This window comes from uncultured Stenotrophomonas sp. (assembly GCF_945952405.1).
Lineage (GTDB): Bacteria > Pseudomonadota > Gammaproteobacteria > Xanthomonadales > Xanthomonadaceae > Stenotrophomonas.
The window spans coordinates 51,134-67,597 of record NZ_CAMFIA010000008.1 but is presented as its reverse complement, the minus strand read 5'-3'; the positions used below and the strand labels follow the sequence as shown (position 1 = coordinate 67,597).

15 protein-coding genes and 1 pseudogene are annotated in these 16,464 nt (G+C 65.8%); 11 read left to right on the top strand and 5 right to left on the bottom strand.

The features are described 5' to 3' along the window. Positions 1 to 17 precede the first annotated feature (17 nt). From cyoA to Q0P60_RS10345, 5 genes are all read left to right on the top strand, one after another. Positions 18 to 923, top strand: a complete 906-nt coding sequence (cyoA, locus tag Q0P60_RS10365; RefSeq protein WP_294992310.1) for a ubiquinol oxidase subunit II — start codon at positions 18 to 20, stop codon at positions 921 to 923. A gap of 5 nt (positions 924 to 928) precedes the next feature. After that, entirely contained in the window at positions 929 to 2,905 is a 1,977-nt protein-coding gene (gene cyoB / locus Q0P60_RS10360; RefSeq protein WP_014038802.1) for a cytochrome o ubiquinol oxidase subunit I, read from the top strand. After that, complete coding sequence (gene cyoC, locus Q0P60_RS10355; protein WP_294992304.1) at positions 2,902 to 3,537, top strand: cytochrome o ubiquinol oxidase subunit III; 636 nt, start codon at positions 2,902 to 2,904, stop codon at positions 3,535 to 3,537. The genes cyoB and cyoC overlap by 4 nt, the downstream gene beginning before the upstream one ends. A gap of 1 nt (position 3,538) precedes the next feature. Beyond that, positions 3,539 to 3,871 (top strand): cytochrome o ubiquinol oxidase subunit IV, encoded by a 333-nt coding sequence (gene cyoD, locus Q0P60_RS10350; protein WP_005411473.1) that lies wholly within the window; start codon positions 3,539 to 3,541, stop codon positions 3,869 to 3,871. A 115-nt stretch (positions 3,872 to 3,986) separates the two neighbouring features. Then, complete coding sequence (locus tag Q0P60_RS10345; RefSeq protein WP_294992297.1) at positions 3,987 to 4,685, top strand: SCO family protein; 699 nt, start codon at positions 3,987 to 3,989, stop codon at positions 4,683 to 4,685. A gap of 123 nt (positions 4,686 to 4,808) precedes the next feature. Here the strand turns inward: Q0P60_RS10345 and Q0P60_RS20630 are convergent. Together Q0P60_RS20630 and Q0P60_RS10330 are read right to left on the bottom strand one after the other, a co-directional pair. Next, positions 4,809 to 5,376, bottom strand: a pseudogene (locus tag Q0P60_RS20630) (DNA breaking-rejoining protein). Then, positions 5,376 to 7,142: a S8 family serine peptidase gene (locus Q0P60_RS10330; protein WP_294992285.1), complete on the bottom strand. Its 1,767-nt coding sequence runs from the start codon at positions 7,140 to 7,142 to the stop codon at positions 5,376 to 5,378. The pseudogene Q0P60_RS20630 and the gene Q0P60_RS10330 overlap by 1 nt, the downstream one beginning before the upstream one ends. Before the next feature lie 309 nt (positions 7,143 to 7,451). On the opposite strand from Q0P60_RS10330, the gene Q0P60_RS10325 reads away from it, so the two are divergent. Next, complete coding sequence (locus Q0P60_RS10325; RefSeq protein ID WP_294992280.1) at positions 7,452 to 7,892, top strand: DUF2231 domain-containing protein; 441 nt, start codon at positions 7,452 to 7,454, stop codon at positions 7,890 to 7,892. After that, positions 7,885 to 9,195: a sorbosone dehydrogenase family protein gene (locus Q0P60_RS10320; protein WP_294992276.1), complete on the top strand. Its 1,311-nt coding sequence runs from the start codon at positions 7,885 to 7,887 to the stop codon at positions 9,193 to 9,195. Before Q0P60_RS10325 ends, Q0P60_RS10320 begins: the two co-directional genes overlap by 8 nt. A 111-nt stretch (positions 9,196 to 9,306) precedes the next feature. Here the strand turns inward: Q0P60_RS10320 and Q0P60_RS10315 are convergent, their stop codons facing one another. Next, the gene (locus Q0P60_RS10315; protein ID WP_294992273.1) at positions 9,307 to 9,969 is read right to left on the bottom strand and encodes an exopolysaccharide biosynthesis protein; all 663 of its coding nucleotides are present in this window, start codon (positions 9,967 to 9,969) and stop codon (positions 9,307 to 9,309) included. A 151-nt stretch (positions 9,970 to 10,120) separates the two neighbouring features. Here Q0P60_RS10315 and yidA point away from each other — a divergent pair, with 151 nt between their 5' ends. The 4 genes from yidA to Q0P60_RS10295 all read left to right on the top strand — a co-directional run bounded on the left by yidA (position 10,121) and on the right by Q0P60_RS10295 (position 14,284). Beyond that, a complete protein-coding gene (gene yidA, locus Q0P60_RS10310; protein WP_294992670.1) occupies positions 10,121 to 10,954 on the top strand; it encodes a sugar-phosphatase in 834 nt (277 codons plus the stop codon). 13 nt (positions 10,955 to 10,967) lie between these two features. Further along, on the top strand, positions 10,968 to 11,252 hold the full coding sequence (locus tag Q0P60_RS10305) for a colicin immunity domain-containing protein (RefSeq protein ID WP_294992268.1): 285 nt from the start codon (positions 10,968 to 10,970) through the stop codon (positions 11,250 to 11,252). A gap of 217 nt (positions 11,253 to 11,469) precedes the next feature. Beyond that, complete coding sequence (locus tag Q0P60_RS10300) at positions 11,470 to 13,776, top strand: TonB-dependent receptor (RefSeq protein ID WP_294992265.1); 2,307 nt, start codon at positions 11,470 to 11,472, stop codon at positions 13,774 to 13,776. A 121-nt stretch (positions 13,777 to 13,897) separates the two neighbouring features. After that, positions 13,898 to 14,284, top strand: coding sequence for a hypothetical protein (locus Q0P60_RS10295; protein WP_345780326.1), 387 nt, complete (start codon positions 13,898 to 13,900; stop codon positions 14,282 to 14,284). 63 nt (positions 14,285 to 14,347) lie between these two features. Here Q0P60_RS10295 and Q0P60_RS10290 read toward each other — a convergent pair whose 3' ends face one another. After that, positions 14,348 to 15,847: a YifB family Mg chelatase-like AAA ATPase gene (locus tag Q0P60_RS10290; RefSeq protein ID WP_294992256.1), complete on the bottom strand. Its 1,500-nt coding sequence runs from the start codon at positions 15,845 to 15,847 to the stop codon at positions 14,348 to 14,350. 98 nt (positions 15,848 to 15,945) lie between these two features. Then, positions 15,946 to 16,380: an NAD(+)--rifampin ADP-ribosyltransferase gene (arr, locus tag Q0P60_RS10285; protein WP_294992251.1), complete on the bottom strand. Its 435-nt coding sequence runs from the start codon at positions 16,378 to 16,380 to the stop codon at positions 15,946 to 15,948. Positions 16,381 to 16,464 lie beyond the last annotated feature (84 nt).

Sequence of the window (16,464 nt, the reverse complement as noted above, 5' to 3'; positions counted from 1 at the left end):
AACAGGGTTGACCTCCAATGAATATCTGCTGGAACCGCATCCGCCTGGCGCTGGTCGCCCTGGCCTGCGTCGGCCTGTCGGGCTGTGACTGGGTGCTGCTGGATTCGAAGGGCATGGTCGGGCTCGCCCAGCGCGACCTGATCCTGATCTGCATCGGCGTCATGCTGATCGTGGTGATACCGGCCATCGTGCTGACCTTCGTGTTCGCCTGGCGCTACCGCGCCGGCAATACCAAAGCGAAATACACACCGGACTGGTCGCACTCCACCAAGGTGGAGATCGTGGTCTGGGGGGTGCCGCTGCTGATCATTGCCGGCCTGGCGGTGATCGTGTGGAAGTCGACCCACGAGCTGGACCCGTACAAGCCGCTGGACGTGGCCGGCGAGCCGCTGCACGTGGACGTGATCGCCACCGACTGGAAGTGGGTGTTCGTGTATCCGGACCTGGGCATCGCCACGGTCAACCAGCTGAACTTCCCAGCCAACCGTCCGCTGGCGTTCAACATCACCTCCAACTCGACGATGAACACTTTCTTCATCCCGCAGCTGGGCGGGCAGATCTATGCGATGGCCGGCATGCGCACGCAGCTGCACCTGATCGCCAACGAGCCCGGCCAGTTCCGCGGCATGTCCGGCAACTACAGCGGGCATGGCTTCTCGAACATGAAGTTCATCGCCACCGCCAGCAGCAACGAAGACTTCGAGCGCTGGGTGGCCGAGGTGCGCAGCGCACCGCAGGCATTGGATTTCAACCGGTTCAAGGCGCTGGCCGCACCGTCGAAGAACGCACCGGTGCAGCACTTCTCCAGCGTCGAACCGCTGCTGTTCAAGAAGGTCATCGACCAGTTCATCGGCGTCGGTGAGAACACCGCTGCTGCCACCCCGGCGGGTGCTGCCGGCGGTGCCCAGGTTTCCCAGGAGTAACGAACATGTTGGGTAAATTGACGTGGGAGGCCGTGCCGCTGCACGAGCCGATCGTCGTGGTCACATTGGCGGCGATGGTGCTGGGTGGCCTCGCGCTGCTCGGCGCGGTCACGTACTTCAAGCTGTGGGGTCCGCTGTGGCGCGACTGGTTCACCACCGTGGACCACAAGAAGATCGGCATCATGTACGTGGTGGTGGCGCTGGTCATGCTGGTGCGCGGCTTCGCCGATGCACTGATGATGCGTGCACAGCTGGCTGCGGCCGGACCGGGCAGTGACGGCTTCCTGCCGCCCGAGCACTACGACCAGATCTTCACCGCGCATGGCGTGATCATGATCTTCTTCGTGGCCACCCCGTTCGTGGTCGGCCTGATGAACATCATCGTGCCGCTGCAGATCGGTGCGCGCGACATGGCGTTCCCGTTCCTCAATGCCTTCAGCTTCTGGATCTTCGTGGTCGGCGCAGCGCTGATGATGATCTCGCTGGGTGTCGGCGAATTCGCCATGACCGGCTGGGTTGCCTATCCGCCGCTGTCGGGCATCGAGTTCAGTCCCGGCGTAGGCGTGGACTACTACATCTGGGCGTTGCAGGCCTCCGGCATCGGCACATTGCTGACCGGCGTCAACCTGTTCATCACCATCCTGCGCATGCGTGCGCCGGGCATGACCCTGATGAAGATGCCGGTGTTCACCTGGACCGTGCTGGTCACCAGCGTGATCATCATCGCCGCCTTCCCGATCCTGACCGTGGCGCTGGGTGCACTGACCCTGGACCGCTACCTGGACTTCAACTTCTACACCAACACATTGGGTGGCAACCCGATGATGTACGTGAACCTGGTGTGGGCCTGGGGCCATCCGGAGGTGTACATCCTGGTGCTGCCGGCGTTCGGCATCTTCTCCGAGGTCACCGCCACGTTCGCGCGCAAGAAGCTGTTCGGCTACAAGTCGATGGTCGGCGCCACGCTGGCGATCGGCATCCTGTCGTTCATCGTCTGGCTGCACCACTTCTTCACCATGGGCTCCGGTGCCAGCGTCAATGCCTTCTTCGGCATCATGACGATGATCATCGCCATTCCCACCGGCGTGAAGATCTTCACCTGGCTGTTCACCATGTATGGCGGCCGCGTCGAGTTCAGCGTGCCGATGCTGTGGACCATCGCGTTCCTGGTCACCTTCACCATCGGTGGCATGACCGGTGTGCTGCTGGCCATTCCGGGCGCGGACTTCCTGCTGCACAACAGCCTGTTCCTGGTCGCGCACTTCCACAACACCATCATTGGTGGCGCGCTGTTCGGCTACCTGGCCGGCTTCGCCTACTGGTTCCCGAAGGTGTTCGGCTTCACGCTCAACGAGCGCCTGGGCAAGTGGTCGTTCGCCTGCTGGGTGATCGGCTTCTACCTGGCCTTCATGCCGCTGTACATGCTCGGCTTCATGGGCATGACCCGCCGCATGAACCAGTACGACAACCCGGCGTGGACGCCGTACCTGATCGCGGCCTTTATCGGTGCGCTGTTCGTGTTCGCGGGCATCATCCTGATGCTGGTGCAGATCTACGTCAGCGTGCGCGACCGCAAGCGCAACCTGGACCTGACCGGCGATCCGTGGAATGCCCGCACGCTGGAATGGGCGACGCCGTCGCCGCCGCCGTTCTACAACTTCGCCGTGGTGCCGAAGGCCGATGAGCTGGACGCCTTCCACGAAGCGAAGAAGCGCGGCCTGCCGCCACCGCCGAAGAAGTACGCACCGATCCACATGCCGAAGAACACCGGCGTGCCGCTGATCCTCAACATCTGGATCCTGGTGCTGTGCTTCGCCCTGGTCTGGCACATCTGGTGGATGGCCGCGGCCAGCTTCATCGCGATGATCGTCACCCTGATCGTGCGGTCCTACGACGAGGACGTGGACTACTACGTCAGTTCCGAAGAGGTGGCGCGCACCGAAGCGGCCAGCCTGGCCAAGTTGAAGGAGGTACGCGCATGAACCTGTTGACCCGCCCCGAGCTGGCCAGCGATACGCAGGCGCACGAGGAACACCACGAACACGATCATGGCCACGAGCAGGGCGGCATGAAAGTGTTCGGCATGTGGGTCTACCTCATGTCCGACCTGGTGCTGTTCGGTTCGCTGTTCGCCTCGTACGCGGTGCTCAGCACCGCCTACGCGGGCGGCCCGACCGGCAAGGAACTGTTCTCGCTGCCGTTCGTGATGACCGAGACCTTCCTGCTGCTGGTCTCCAGCATCACCTACGGCCAGGCCGTGCTGGCGATGCACCGGCATGACGCTTCGGCGGTGCTGCGCTGGCTGGGCGTGACCTTCGTGCTCGGTGCCTCGTTCATCGGCATGGAGATCTACGAGTTCTCGCACCTGATCCATGAAGGTGCGGGACCGAGCACCAGTGCCTACCTGTCGGCCTTCTTCGCGCTGGTCGCCACCCACGGCCTGCACGTGGCCAGCGGCCTGATCTGGATGGCCGTGGTGATGCACCAGGTCTACAGCCGCGGACTGACCCCGACCAACATCACCCGCGTGTCGTGCCTGAGCCTGTTCTGGCACTTCCTGGACCTGGTGTGGATCTGCGTCTTCACCTTCGTCTACCTGATCGGAGCCTTCTGACATGGCCCACGTCGAAACCTCGCGCGCCGGCAATGCGCATGGCTCCACCAAGTCCTACCTGATCGGCTTCGTGCTGTGCGCGCTGCTGACCGTGGTGCCGTTCGCGCTGGTGATGAACCCGGTGCTGTCGCGGCCGCTGACCCTGTTCCTGCTGGTCGGCTTCGCGGTGGCGCAGATCCTGGTGCAGCTGGTCTATTTCCTGCACATGGACCGCAAGTCCGAAGGTGGCTGGAACCTGGCCAGCTTCGTGTTCACCCTGGTGATCCTGTTCATCATCGTCGCGCTGTCGGTGTGGATCATCTGGAGCATGCACTACCACATGATGATCAACTGACCGTGGCCGGGGGAATCGGCATGGAGCGCTCGATTCCCCTGGCACCTCCGTCCAATTCCCCCCAAGGGCAGGCCTGACCGGGACCCCGCCCACACCTGTGCTGGTGGTACCCGTGATGCGTCTTGCCGTTGTGGCCCGTTGGTTGCGTGCTCCCCGTTTCCGCCTGCCGTTGCTGGCCGGCCTGGCCGTTGGCCTGCTGGCCGGCTGCAGTGCGCAGTCGCGCATGGATTTCTACTCCAAGGACATCGCCTGCGAAGAGCTCGGCCAGCACTGGTCGATGCCCGACAGCCACGGCACGCTGCGTGGCCCGAACGACCTGCAGGGCCAGGTGACCTATCTGTTCTTCGGTTTCACCAGCTGCCCGGATGTCTGCCCGACCACGATGGTCGAGTTGAGCCAGGTGAAGCACCTGATGGGCAAGGATGCCGACCAGCTGCAGGTGGTGTTCGTCAGCGTTGACCCGGCACGCGATACGCCGGAGGTCGCCCGCACCTACGTGGAAGCCTTCGACCCCAAAGCGGTCGCGCTGGTCGGCAACGAGGCGCAGTTGGCCGCGATGGCCAGCGATTTCAAGGCGTTCTACGAGAAGGAACCCGGCCAGGTGCCGGAGACCTACACCATGAGCCATATCGCCGGTGGTTACGTGTTCGATCGCCAGGGGCGCCTGCGCCTGTTCGCGCCGTACGGCATGCCGGTGGAGAAGCTGTTCTCCGATGTGCAGCGCCTGCTGCTGGAACCCGCCCATCCGGCGGCCGGCAACGACGCACTGGCCAGCTGCAGCCTCAAGCACAGCGACACACTCGCCGCCCGCTGACCCCGGCGTTACCCGGCAGGTGCCGACCATTGTTCCGGTGGGTGCCGACCGTTGGTCGGCACTTCCCCCCCTCAATCCCCGGCCGGCCAGGAGAGCCCGCCGGCCGGGGCACCACTCAACGCCTTACTTGGTTTCTTCCCACTGAACCACGTCCGGCTCGGTGGCGCGGATGCCGGCGGTGGACAGCAGCTTGGTGCTTGCATCCAGTGCCGCGTTCACCGACGGGTATTCCACGATGGCCTGGCCCGAAGCCTTCGACACCTTCACCACGGTGCCGCCGGTGGCGGTTGCCGCGCGCTGGGCAGAGGCTGCATCGGTGAAGAACACCTTGACCCGCGAGGTCGCTACCACCGGCGCTCCGTCGTGGGATACCGCCGCCGCGAACTTGCCGGCGCCGGCATCAACCTGCGCGGCCACCGCGCCATCCAGCGAACGCTTGGTACGCGAGCTGGTGGTGCGGGGTGATCGTGAACTGACCGCCGCTGGCCTGCTTCACCGTGGTCGAGGGAGACAGCTGGAAGCGCGTGCCGCCCACGTCGAACGAGCGGCCGGTGGCAGACGCCTTCAGTTCCTGCGCATCCACGGTCGACAGGGTCCTGGCCGGAGGAGTCTGGCCCGAGCTCTGTGCCCAGGCAGGGGAGGTGATCGCCGCGAAGGCGAGCGTGCTCAACAGAATGGTGGTCTTCATCATCAGTGCCCCAGAACGCGGATCTTGAAGAATTCGAGGTTGCCGCGCGATGCAGCGGTCGCGGCCTGCCCCATGTCGGTGACTTCCAGCGTCCAGGTGCCGCTGGCGTTCTCATCCAGGAAGGCATTGCTGGACAGCAGGTCCCAGCTGGTGAAGTTGCTCTGCGCGCCCCCCGTGCCCGAACCGATCGCCGTGAACGCCGGTTGCACCACGCTGCGGGTACCGCTGGGCGAAACCAGCACGAACTGCAGCTGGCGGGTGTTGCGGTGGTTGACCCGGAAGCCCAGCTGCACGCTTTCGATGTTGCGCGCACCGTTGGCCAGCTGGAAGGTCAGGCGTGCGGCGGCGGCCGAGGTGTTGCCGATGGCCACGGTACGCGTCGTGTTGCGCCAGCCGCTGTCGACCAGCGGTCCCAGCGACTGGAAGTTTTCGGCAACCTGCACCGCACGCGCGGCGTTGACCACGCCGAAGCCGTACCAGTTGCTGTAGGCACGGTTGGCCGCATTCACCGTCCAGCCCGGCACCAGCGTGCGCCCGTCGGCCAGCGTCACCGCCGGCTGGTTCGGGTGGTTGCGGGTGGCGGTGGTGGCCAGGATGTACTTCACATCGCGATAGGACAGGTTCGGATTGGCTTCCAGCACCAGTGCCGCCACGCCCGATACCATCGGCGCCGACGCCGAAGTACCGTTCATCTTGGCGGTGTAGTTGCACGTGCTGTCGATGGCCGACAGGTTGCTGTCCAGTGTGTTCTGGCGGTTGGTGTTCTTGTTGCTGCCCTGCGTGCAGCCGGTCACGTCGGTGGTGACGATGGCCGGGTCGTACGCACGTGCCACCAGGCCGGGTGCGTACTGCGCCTGCAGGCCGTACTCGCCGCCAAAGGCCGAGACCCACAGCGCCGAGCCGGTGGACGAGTACGACGAGCGCACGCCATCGGCGCGCACCGCCGCCACGGTGATCACGTTGAACAGGTTGTTGCGCGGATCGCGGCCGGCCGGCACGCAGCCGGTGTTGCGGTTCTTGGTGTCGGTGGTGCAGACATCCTGGGTCTGGCTGATGGAGGCGTTGTTGAAGTTGTTGCCCGCCGACTTCACGTAGATGCCGCCGCGGCCACCGCGCGTGCCGGACAGTGCCTGCTCATACGAACGTATCGTGTTCTCGCTGTACGCCAACGGCAGGTTCGGATTGCCCGGGCCGGCACCCCAGCTGTTGTTGAACACCTGCACGTCGGCCGATTCCGCGCCATCCCACCAGGCGTACTCGATATTGCTCTGCTGGTTGCCCAGCGCCGTGCGCGAAATCGGGTTGAAGCCTTTCAACGTCGCCGCCGGCGCCACGCCACGCACGCCCAGGTTGTTGGCGCCCACCGCGCCGGCGATGCCGCCGACCATGGTGCCGTGGTTGTCGACATCCGGGTTGGTCGGGGTGGGGTTGTTGGAACCATTGGTGAAGTTCTTGCCGGCCACCGCCGCCACGTTGGCCGCCAGGTCCGGATGGGCGATCTGCAGGCCGTCATCGACGATGGCGATGGTGACGCCCTGGCCGCGGATGCCATTGCGGAACAGCCCATCCACGTTCAGATCGTTGCCGGCCACCGGCAGCGTATCGGCCGGTACCGTCTGCCCGGTGTTGAGCAGATGCCACTGGATGCCGGCCAGTGGATCGGCCTGTTGGGCCTGGGCGGTGGCGGCCAGGCTGCCCAGCACCAGGGCAGTGGCAAGGGCCAGGCGCGCGGAACGCGGTGGCGCGGAGCGTTGCGTGTGTCGCTTCATACACGAATCCTTCTGTTGTGAATCGGCATGGCAGGACGGCGGGGCGGGACTGCCCCATCGCAACGAGCCAAACGCGACACAACGAACAACCCCCTACCTCTTCACAGCGGCAATCTGCAGATGTGCCAAGTACGTCACAAACGCTTATGCCGTGGGGTAATGACGACTGCAGCGGCCGGCATCGGGTAGCGGTCAACCTTGGTTGGCCACGAGCATCCACGCGTGGCGTGGATCTACCGGCATCATCGCGCGTCCTCACATCCGGCTGTGCTACTACAGCCCGTGCACCCTTCCGCACGGAGCATCCTGATGGTCAACCCCCTGGCCCAGGCCCATCGTGGCCTTGGCACCACACTGTTCAGCCTGTTGAACCCGATACCGTTCGGCTTCTTCGTCGGCGCGCTGATCTTCGATGCGATCTACCTCAACAGCGCCGAAGTGATGTGGGGCAAGGCCGCCGCCTGGCTGATCACGTTCGGCCTGCTGATCGCCATCGTGCCGCGCCTGATCAACCTGTTCGCGGTCTGGCGCCGCAACGGCACCGCCACGCGCATCGACCGCATCGACTTCCTGCTCAACCTGGTGGCGGTGCTGCTGGCGATCTGGAACGCCTTCGTGCACAGCCGCGATGCCTATGCGGTAGCGGTACCGGGGACGATCCTGTCGGCGCTGACCGTGGCCCTGATCGCGCTGGGGCTGATCCTGTTGTCACTGCAGCCGCCGGTGCTGCACGGAGGTCGTCATGGCTAAGCACCCCCTGCCCGCCGTGGGCGCGCTGGCGCTGGCGGTGATGCTGTCGGCCTGTGCCGGCAAGGCCGAATACCAACCCACCGACCAGTCCGGTGCCAAACCGCCGCTGCCGGCGCCGCAGAACTTCCTGATGCCGCCGATGCAGGTGCCGCGCGGCGTCGGCTGGGCCGAGGGCCAGTCGCCCACGGTGGCTGATGGCCTCAAGATCGAGCGCATCGCCGCCAACCTGCAGCATCCGCGGCGCCTGCTGACCCTGCCCAACGGCGACGTGCTGGTGGTGGAGGGCAATGGCCCCGGCGAAGAACCGGTCACCACCCCCAAGCAGTGGATCGCCGGCAAGGTGAAGGCGCGGTCGGGCAAGGCCGGCAAGGGCGGCAACCGGGTCACCCTGCTGCGGCGCACGCCGGGCACCGGCACCTGGACCCAGCACGTCTACATCGAGGGCCTGCACTCGCCGTTCGGCATCCAGCTGATCGGTGACACGCTGTACGTGGCCAACACCGGCAACATCATGCAGTACCACTACGTGCCCGGCGAAACCCGCATGTCCGACAAGGGCCGCGAGTTCACCGACCTGCCCAGCACCATCAACCACCACTGGACCAAGGAACTGCTGGCCAGCCGCGATGGCCGCAAGCTGTACGTGGGCGTGGGCTCCAACAGCAACATCACCGAAAATGGCCTGGCCGTTGAATACCGGCGCGCGGTGGTGCTTGAAGTGGACGTGGCGACCCGTGGCAGCCGCATCTATGCATCGGGTATCCGCAATCCCACTGGACTGGACTGGGAGCCCAGCACCGGCACCCTGTGGGCGGTGGCGAACGAGCGCGACGAAATTGGTGCCGACCTCGTGCCTGACTACCTGACCTCGGTGAAGGAAGAGGGTTTCTACGGCTGGCCCTACAGCTACTACGGCCAGCACGTGGACGAGCGGGTGCAGCCGCAGCGGCCGGACCTGGTGGCCAAGGCCATTACGCCGGACTACGCCATCGGCTCGCACGTGGCCCCGCTGGGCCTGCTGTTCTACACCGGCCAGGCATTGCCGGCGCAGTATCACGGTGGCGCCTTCATCGGTGAGCACGGCAGCTGGGATCGATCGCCGCTGAGCGGCTATGAGGTGGTGTACGTGCCGTTCAAGGACGGCAGGCCGACCGGACGGCCGCAGACCGTGGTCAGCGGTTTCACCTCCAAGGATGAGAAGGCGCTGATGGGCGCGCCGGTAGGCATGGCGATGGACGCCGAAGGTGCGCTGCTGGTGGCCGATGATGTGGGCGATGTGGTGTGGCGGGTGTCGGCCCGGTAGCCGATTACCCGCCCGTCGCGATGTTTGCGTGGAGCCGAGCCATGCTCGGCCTGCGCGCGCAGCGCGGGTCTCAGGAATGCGGGCCCACAGCCGCCGAGCGTGGGCTCGGTTCTACACGTCCGAAGGCGCCGCGCGGAAGCCGCTGAACACCGATTCGGCGGCAACCCCCGCGCCGCCCAGCAGTACGCCGAAATACACCACTGTGGCCACCACGAAGCCATACCCGGCCGCCACCGCCGCGCCATCGCGCTGGATGAAGCCGATGGCGAAGGACATCAACGCCAGCGCGGGCAGGGTATTACTGAAGGGAATCGGGCCGGCCGGTGCCATCAGCAGCAGGGTCGCGAACACCAGCATCAGGTTGTTCACCCGCATCATCTTCTTCGAGCGCACCATCATCGCCAGCCGCATCGGCCGCGACAGCCGTTCCATGCGGTGCACCCATTTCAGTGCACGGCCGAGGTTGGCCTTCAGCGTGTCGGTGGCGATCTCGCGGCGCGCCAGCTTCTGCGGCACCCACAGCGGGCGGTTGCGGAGCCGGCTCAGGCCGATCAGCAGGATCGAGGCGCCGAACACCGTGCTCAGGCCCGGAATCGACACCGGAATGATGAAGATGGCCGAGAGCAGGATCACGATCAGCAGCAGGCCCTCGTCGCCCAGCGCACTGAGCAGGGTGCCGATACTGACCTGCTCGCCGGGCAGTTCGTCGATCATCTGTTCGATCTGCTGCGCCAGCGGCGCGCTGTCGTTGCTTTCGGGGGCACGGTAGGTCATGCGTCGCAAGGTTCTCCAGGGAAGGGCGGTCAGCGGGCCGTCCTGCGGTGGGGGACGCACAGGCTCCCGCAGTATCCCGGTCAATGTGGGCAAAGAGGTGAACCGGGCATGAGGGGGTAACATGGACGGCCCGCATGAAGGTAAGACGCTGATGGACATGGGCCGCAGGCAATCGACCATCCAACTGGTGGCCATCGACATGGATGGCACCCTGCTGGACCCCGCCCACAAGCTCACTCCGCGGGCCAGGCAGGCGATCGCGCAGGCGCGCGCGCTGGGCGTGCACATCGTGCTGACCAGCGGCCGCCCGGTTTCCGGCCTGGCGCCGTTCCTGCATGAGCTGGGCATCAACGGCGACGACGACTACTGCATCGCCTGCAACGGGGGGCTGGTGCAACGCATCGGCCCGCGCGAGACCGTGGTCGAGTTCCCGCTCAGCTTCGATGACTTCCTGTACTGCGAACGCGTGGCCCGCGAGCTGGGCGTGCACTTCCAGGCGCTGGACGGGGAGCGCATGTACACGCCCAACCAGGACATCAGCCTCTACACCGTGGCCGATTCGCACCTCTCGCGGGTGCCGCTGTCGTACCGGCGCGTGGATGAGATGGACCGGTCGATGTCCTTCATCAAGCTGATGATGATCGACGAACCCGACGTGCTGGACGCCGCCATCGCGCGGCTGCCTGCCGAACTGACCGAGCGCTTCGCGGTGCTGAAGAGTGCACCGTTCTTCCTGGAAGTGTTCGATCACCGCGCCGGCAAGGGACCGAGCCTGCAGAAGCTGGCCGAGCACCTGGGCATCGATCGCGCGAATGTCATGGCCATCGGCGACCAGGAAAACGACCTGAGCATGCTGCAGTTCGCCGGTACCAGCGTGGCGATGGGCAACGCCATCGCTGCGGTGAAGGCGATGGCGCGTTTTGAAACCGCGACCAATGCCGAAGATGGCGTGGCCCGTGCGATCGAGCGGTTCGTGCTGCAATGAGCGGGCATCGCCGATGAGCCAGCTCCTCATGCAGTTCGCCCAGGCCTTTGCCAGAGAGCGGATGTCGGCTGACGTCTTCGCCGAGGCCTACATCGTGCTGTGGAAGATCGAGCGCGACAGCGGTGCCTTGAACAAGGACGATGAAGCGTTGGGGCAATGCCTGTCGAACTTCTTCTGTGCTTCCGACATGTATTGCGGTGACGATGCAGATCGTCTCGACCATGAGCTCGATGCCGAGCAGTTGCATGCGATCGTCGTTGCCGGCATCGCCGCCTGGGAAAACGATACCTGCGTATAACCGCGCTGTACCACGGTGCAATGGTGCAGCCGGTACTGCAATGCAAGAATCTTCCGGGTCGACATCACGCCGGGCGCGCCGGCCACTGATCTCTGCACGAACGCGACGCTCCGTCGCTGCCCTTTCGTAGCCGCCTTCCAGCCACCGCATCGCCAGCCGGCGCTGCCACGCGCTGGGCGTGCGCCTGCGCGCTCATTCCCCTGCACCTGGATCTGGCATGAACACTCCACCCACGACCCTGCTTGCCCTGGCACTCGGCACCGCCCTCAGCGCACCCGCCTACGCTGCCGACACCGGCGAGGCCCCGATCACACTCAATGCCCTGCAGGTCATCGCCACCCCGCGCGGCGCCGCCGTCGCCCCCACCCAGGTGGTCGGCCCCAACCGTTACGTCATCAAGGCCGAAGATCTCGACGCGATGGTCACCGGCAACAATGGCCTGGCCATGCTGAAGCAGGTGCCGGGTGCCAGCTACACCGCCACCGATGGCCTGGGCCTGGATATCTCGGCCACCAGCCTGTTCGTTCGCGGCTTCCGCATGAATGAAATGGGCATCACCTTCGAGGGCGTGCCGCTGAACGACAACGGCTTCCTTTCGCTTACCGGCACCAGTGTGGTCAATGTCGGCGTGCCTGATGGCATCGGTGCGATCACCGTCAGCCCCGGCGCTGCACCGGTCAGCGTGTTCTCCAGCAGCGTCAACGGCGGCAGCCTGGAGTACCGCCTGCGCGAGCTGCAGGACACCCCCAGCCTGCGCGTGAAGCAGGGCGTGGGCAGCAACAACACGTTGGTCACCACCGCATCCGGGCAGAGCGGCCAGCTCGGTGAGCACGGCCCGAAAGTGCTGGTCGACCTGCAGCGCGTGTCCGCAGACAAGTACCAGGGCGAGGGCACCCAGAACTTCCTGCGCGGCGACCTGAAGCTGCAGCAGGACGTGGCCTGGGGTGACTTCACCGTGTTCCTGTCCGACAGCAAGGCCAAGGTCTGGGGTTACAACAACATCTCCTTTGACATGATCCACAAGCTGGGCTGGAAGGCCGATATCTTCTACCCGGACTACGCCTGGGCCTGGTACGTGGCCTCGCCGGAGAACGCCGACAAGTCCTGCGGCGCCTATACCTGCGGTGAGCTGTCCGGGCTGATTCCCTATGACACCGGCCAGATCACCCGTGATCGCGTGTCCTCGATCAACCATCGCTTCGAGATCACCCCGGCACTGCGCGGCAACGTGCAGCTGTACAACGCCAACAGCCACACCCAGGCCACGCTGACCGACCCGACCGTGCCGTCGCCCAATGGCGCGCCGTTCTCCGAGCAGGTGCAGACACCCCGCCTGAACCGGCTGGGGGGCATGTTCAACCTGCAGTTCGAGGCCGGTGCGCACACCTTCACCGCGGGCTTCTGGCAGGAGAAGAGCAAGGCCGCGGCCAGGACCGAGTGGTACCAGCAGCCACTGCTGGGCGAGGGCCCGCCGCTGAAGGCGACCGGTCCGTTCGATGTGTATGGCCCGGCATTCAAGACCGACAACGCTTCGAGCTGGGTCACCCGCTCGCGCCAGTTCTACCTGCAGGACGACATCGTGCTGAACGATACGTTGAAGCTGGGTGTGGGTTTCAAGGCGGTGGACTTCCGCACCCACGGCGGTGGCCTCGGCGACGCCGCAGATCGGCCGGTGAACGGCACGCTGCGTGCGAAGAGCAACTTCCTGCCGCATGTCTCGCTGTTCTGGAGCCCGACCGAATCCACCGATGCCTTCATCGACCTGGCCAACACCATGAACGGCTACCGCGTGGCCCAGCGCGGCAACATCGGCTACACCGCTTCAGCGTGGACCATCACCGACCAGGAGGAGTTCGATCGTGTGGCCGGTACGCTGCGCCCGGAGAAGAACTGGAATCTGACCGTGGGCGCGTCGCATCGCTTCGAGCGGCTGACGATCACCGGCGACGTGTTCTACAACGACATCCGCAACCGCCTGCTGTCGGCCGCGATCGGCACCCAGTTCGCGCAGATCAATACCGTTCGGCTGATGCCGAAGATGCATGTGATCGGTGCGGACCTCGGCATTACCGCCGACCTGACCGATCACCTGCAGTTCTACCAGGGCGTGGCCGTGGCCCGTTCGTACTACGACAGTGATTTCGTGGTGGGCGACACGGTGTACCCGATCAAGGGCAACGCGCAGCCGGGCTACCCGCAGCTCTCGCTGGTCAGCGACCTGTCCGCCCACTTCGGTGACTGGCGTTTCGGCGCGACCAGTACCTCGTACCTGCGCCAGCCCTTCACCTACGAGAACGATATCCGCGTGCCGACCTTCTGGCAGGTCAACACCTATGCCGCGTACCGGTTCGGTGCGGACAGCGCGGTGCCGGGGCTGGAACTGCGTCTGGACGTGAGCAACCTGTTCAACCGCCACAACATCGGCACCGCCACCATTGCCGGCTCGTCGTTTTCGGGCGATTACCAGACCCTGCAGCGCAGCGCGCCACGGCAGCTGATGTTCAGTACCTCGATGGCGTTCTAAGGCGATGAGGAGCGGGGTCAGAGCCCTTCGCACCGCAAAGGGATCTGCCCCCAGAATCCGCCGACGAACCCGCCTTGCGCAATCCGCAGCGATTTCCTGGCGGGAACGCAAGGTTCCCACAATGTTGCTGGTCCATCCTATCCACATGGCACAGCACGACCCGCGATCATCGCTGCATGACATCCGGCGTCCAGGACGGGCCCGGCAGGCGTTGTCCGTGGCGCCTGGGTTCGACCTGCAGACCGAGTACCAGTTCTGGCAGATGTACGAACGGGTGGTGCGTCCGCTGCCCGGAGGAGGGCTGCGGCGTGCCTGGCTGGTCTGCCAGAAGGTGTACCGCGACCGGTGGCAGTTTCCGGATGACAGTGATGCCGCGGCGCTGTCGCGGGTGTTGTTCGGCGGGAACATGACGGCGGGCCGGGCATCGGAGCTGGCGGAGCTGCATGCGCTGGTCAGTCGTCGGGTGGCGCTGCTCGCCCGGCGTGGGCGGATGGATCCGGCGGCGTGATGCCCCGCAATGGGGTCAGATCCCTTTGCTGGGCAAAGGGCTCTGACCCCGTATCCAGCACGCTCACGCTTTCCCCCGGTCCAGCTGCCGATACCCGATCGCCTCGGCCAGGTGCGCCGTCTGGATCGTTTCACAATCAGCCAGATCCGCAATCGTGCGCGCCACCCGCAGAATGCGGTGCATTGCCCGCGCCGACAGCTGCAGGCGCTCGATGGCCTGCTCCAACAGATCCTGATCGGCCTCGCTCAGCTTCGTGCACGCGCGGAGTGCGGCAGGCGGCAGGTGTGCATTGAGCCCACCACGCGCCTGCTGGCGGGCATGGGCGGCTTCCACCCGCGCGCGGACCGCAGCACTGGGCTCGCCCAGCGGCGTGCTCTCGCGCAGCTCCACCGCATCCATGCGGGTCACCCCGATATGCAGGTCGATACGGTCCAGCAGCGGGCCGGAGACGCGCGCGCGGTAGCGGTTGATGCGCTCATCGCTGCACAGGCAGCGGTTGCTGCGATCACCGGCCCATCCGCATGGGCAGGGATTCATTGCGGCCACCAGCTGGAATCGCGCGGGATACTGCACGCTGCGTGCCGCGCGCGCGATGCGGATGTGGCCGGATTCCAGCGGCTCGCGCAGCGTTTCCAAGGCGCTGCGGTTCCACTCAGGAAGCTCGTCCAGGAACAGCACGCCATGGTGGGCCAGTGAGACTTCACCGGGGCAGGGCGGGTTGCCGCCTCCCACCAGCGCTGCCGCACTCGCGCTGTGATGGGGTGACCGGAAGGGTCGCTGCCGCCAACGCCTCGGGTCCAGGCCCTCGCCACTCACCGAGGCAATCGCGGCCAGCTGCAATGCTTCGGCTTCCCCGGTGTCCGGCAACAGGCTGGGCAGGCGCGAGGCCAGCAACGTCTTGCCGCAGCCGGGGCTGCCGATCAGCAACATATGGTGTCCGCCGGCAGCGGCCACTTCCAGCGCACGCCGTGCGTGCGCCTGGCCGCGCACGTCGGCCAGGTCAGGCAATGGCAGCGGCGTGGTGTCCACACGCTCTACCGGCGGCAGCAGGCGTGGGTTCCCCAACCCGGCGCAGCACTCCAGCAACGTACGCGCTACCCGCACATCAGCGTGCTCGGCCAGTGCAGCCTCGGCGGCATTGCCTGGCGGCACCACCAGAATGCGTCCGGCTGCAGCGGCCGCGATCGCGGCGGGCAGTGCACCGGCCACCGGGCGCAGCTCGCCGGTCAGGCCCAGCTCGCCCAGGAACTCGTACTGCAGCAGCGATTGTGGATCGACCTGTCCACTGGCCGCCAGAATGCCCAGCGCGATGGCGAGGTCGTAGCGCCCGCCCTCCTTGGGCAGGTCGGCGGGTGCCAGATTCAAGGTGATGCGCCGCTGTGGAAAGTCGAAGCGCGCGCAGAGCAGGGCGGCACGCACGCGCTCGCGCGACTCACGCACGCTGGCCTCGGCCAGGCCGACGATCTGGGTGACAGGCAGGCCACCGGAGAGATGTACTTCCACCCGCACCAGCGGGGCCTCGACCCCGGCGCGGGCACGGCTGTGGACCAGCGCCAGGCTCATGTGTGGATTCCTGCGGGAACTGGCAGCAAGAATGCCGTGCGACGTCGATCAGGCGTATCGGAAGACCTCGCTCCGTGGTGTCGGCTTCTGGCGTTCGATCAGTTGATGATCTCGCCGCTGCCCGATGCAACAAATGCCCTCAACTGCCCAATGAACGCCGCATCGTAGGCCTCCCACTCGGTGATCTCGCCCACGACCCGCAGCGGCTGCGCGCTGCGATATGAGCGCGTGGGATTGCCGGGAAACTTCTTGTTGGTCACGTTCGGATCGTCCTCGAACGGTCCGGTTGGCTCCACCACGTAGACGCGAGGCCGCCCACCGCCCCGGGCCATTTCCGCAGCCAGCCCGGCGCCTTTGGCAACCGTGGTGAAGTAGATGTGGTTCATCACCACGCTGTCGCGATAGTTGGAGCGGAATCCAGCGCTCAGCAGCTCGCCCACCGCAAGGTCAGCGCGGGTGCCGTGATAGAACGGCCCGGCAACCTGGTCGCAGGTGTCATGCGCAACGGGTGTCCAGTCGGTGTCCTGCGTCATCGCCACGTCCCCCGCATTGTCCTGCCGGATCGGCAGGTGGGCGAGTCTAGGGCGCCGTGAGGGCCTTGCCGCAAGGCCCCATCA

What these genes read in the sequence shown, in the direction of transcription:
- cyoA (WP_294992310.1), top strand. Translation starts at nt 18, where the DNA reads ATGAATATCTGCTGGAACCGCATCCGCCTGGCGCTGGTCGCCCTGGCC.
- cyoB (WP_014038802.1), top strand. Translation starts at nt 929, where the DNA reads ATGTTGGGTAAATTGACGTGGGAGGCCGTGCCGCTGCACGAGCCGATC.
- cyoC (WP_294992304.1), top strand. Translation starts at nt 2,902, where the DNA reads ATGAACCTGTTGACCCGCCCCGAGCTGGCCAGCGATACGCAGGCGCAC.
- cyoD (WP_005411473.1), top strand. Translation starts at nt 3,539, where the DNA reads ATGGCCCACGTCGAAACCTCGCGCGCCGGCAATGCGCATGGCTCCACC.
- Q0P60_RS10345 (WP_294992297.1), top strand. Translation starts at nt 3,987, where the DNA reads ATGCGTCTTGCCGTTGTGGCCCGTTGGTTGCGTGCTCCCCGTTTCCGC.
- Q0P60_RS10330 (WP_294992285.1), bottom strand. Translation starts at nt 7,142, where the DNA reads ATGAAGCGACACACGCAACGCTCCGCGCCACCGCGTTCCGCGCGCCTG.
- Q0P60_RS10325 (WP_294992280.1), top strand. Translation starts at nt 7,452, where the DNA reads ATGGTCAACCCCCTGGCCCAGGCCCATCGTGGCCTTGGCACCACACTG.
- Q0P60_RS10320 (WP_294992276.1), top strand. Translation starts at nt 7,885, where the DNA reads ATGGCTAAGCACCCCCTGCCCGCCGTGGGCGCGCTGGCGCTGGCGGTG.
- Q0P60_RS10315 (WP_294992273.1), bottom strand. Translation starts at nt 9,969, where the DNA reads ATGACCTACCGTGCCCCCGAAAGCAACGACAGCGCGCCGCTGGCGCAG.
- yidA (WP_294992670.1), top strand. Translation starts at nt 10,121, where the DNA reads ATGGACATGGGCCGCAGGCAATCGACCATCCAACTGGTGGCCATCGAC.
- Q0P60_RS10305 (WP_294992268.1), top strand. Translation starts at nt 10,968, where the DNA reads ATGAGCCAGCTCCTCATGCAGTTCGCCCAGGCCTTTGCCAGAGAGCGG.
- Q0P60_RS10300 (WP_294992265.1), top strand. Translation starts at nt 11,470, where the DNA reads ATGAACACTCCACCCACGACCCTGCTTGCCCTGGCACTCGGCACCGCC.
- Q0P60_RS10295 (WP_345780326.1), top strand. Translation starts at nt 13,898, where the DNA reads ATGTTGCTGGTCCATCCTATCCACATGGCACAGCACGACCCGCGATCA.
- Q0P60_RS10290 (WP_294992256.1), bottom strand. Translation starts at nt 15,847, where the DNA reads ATGAGCCTGGCGCTGGTCCACAGCCGTGCCCGCGCCGGGGTCGAGGCC.
- arr (WP_294992251.1), bottom strand. Translation starts at nt 16,380, where the DNA reads ATGACGCAGGACACCGACTGGACACCCGTTGCGCATGACACCTGCGAC.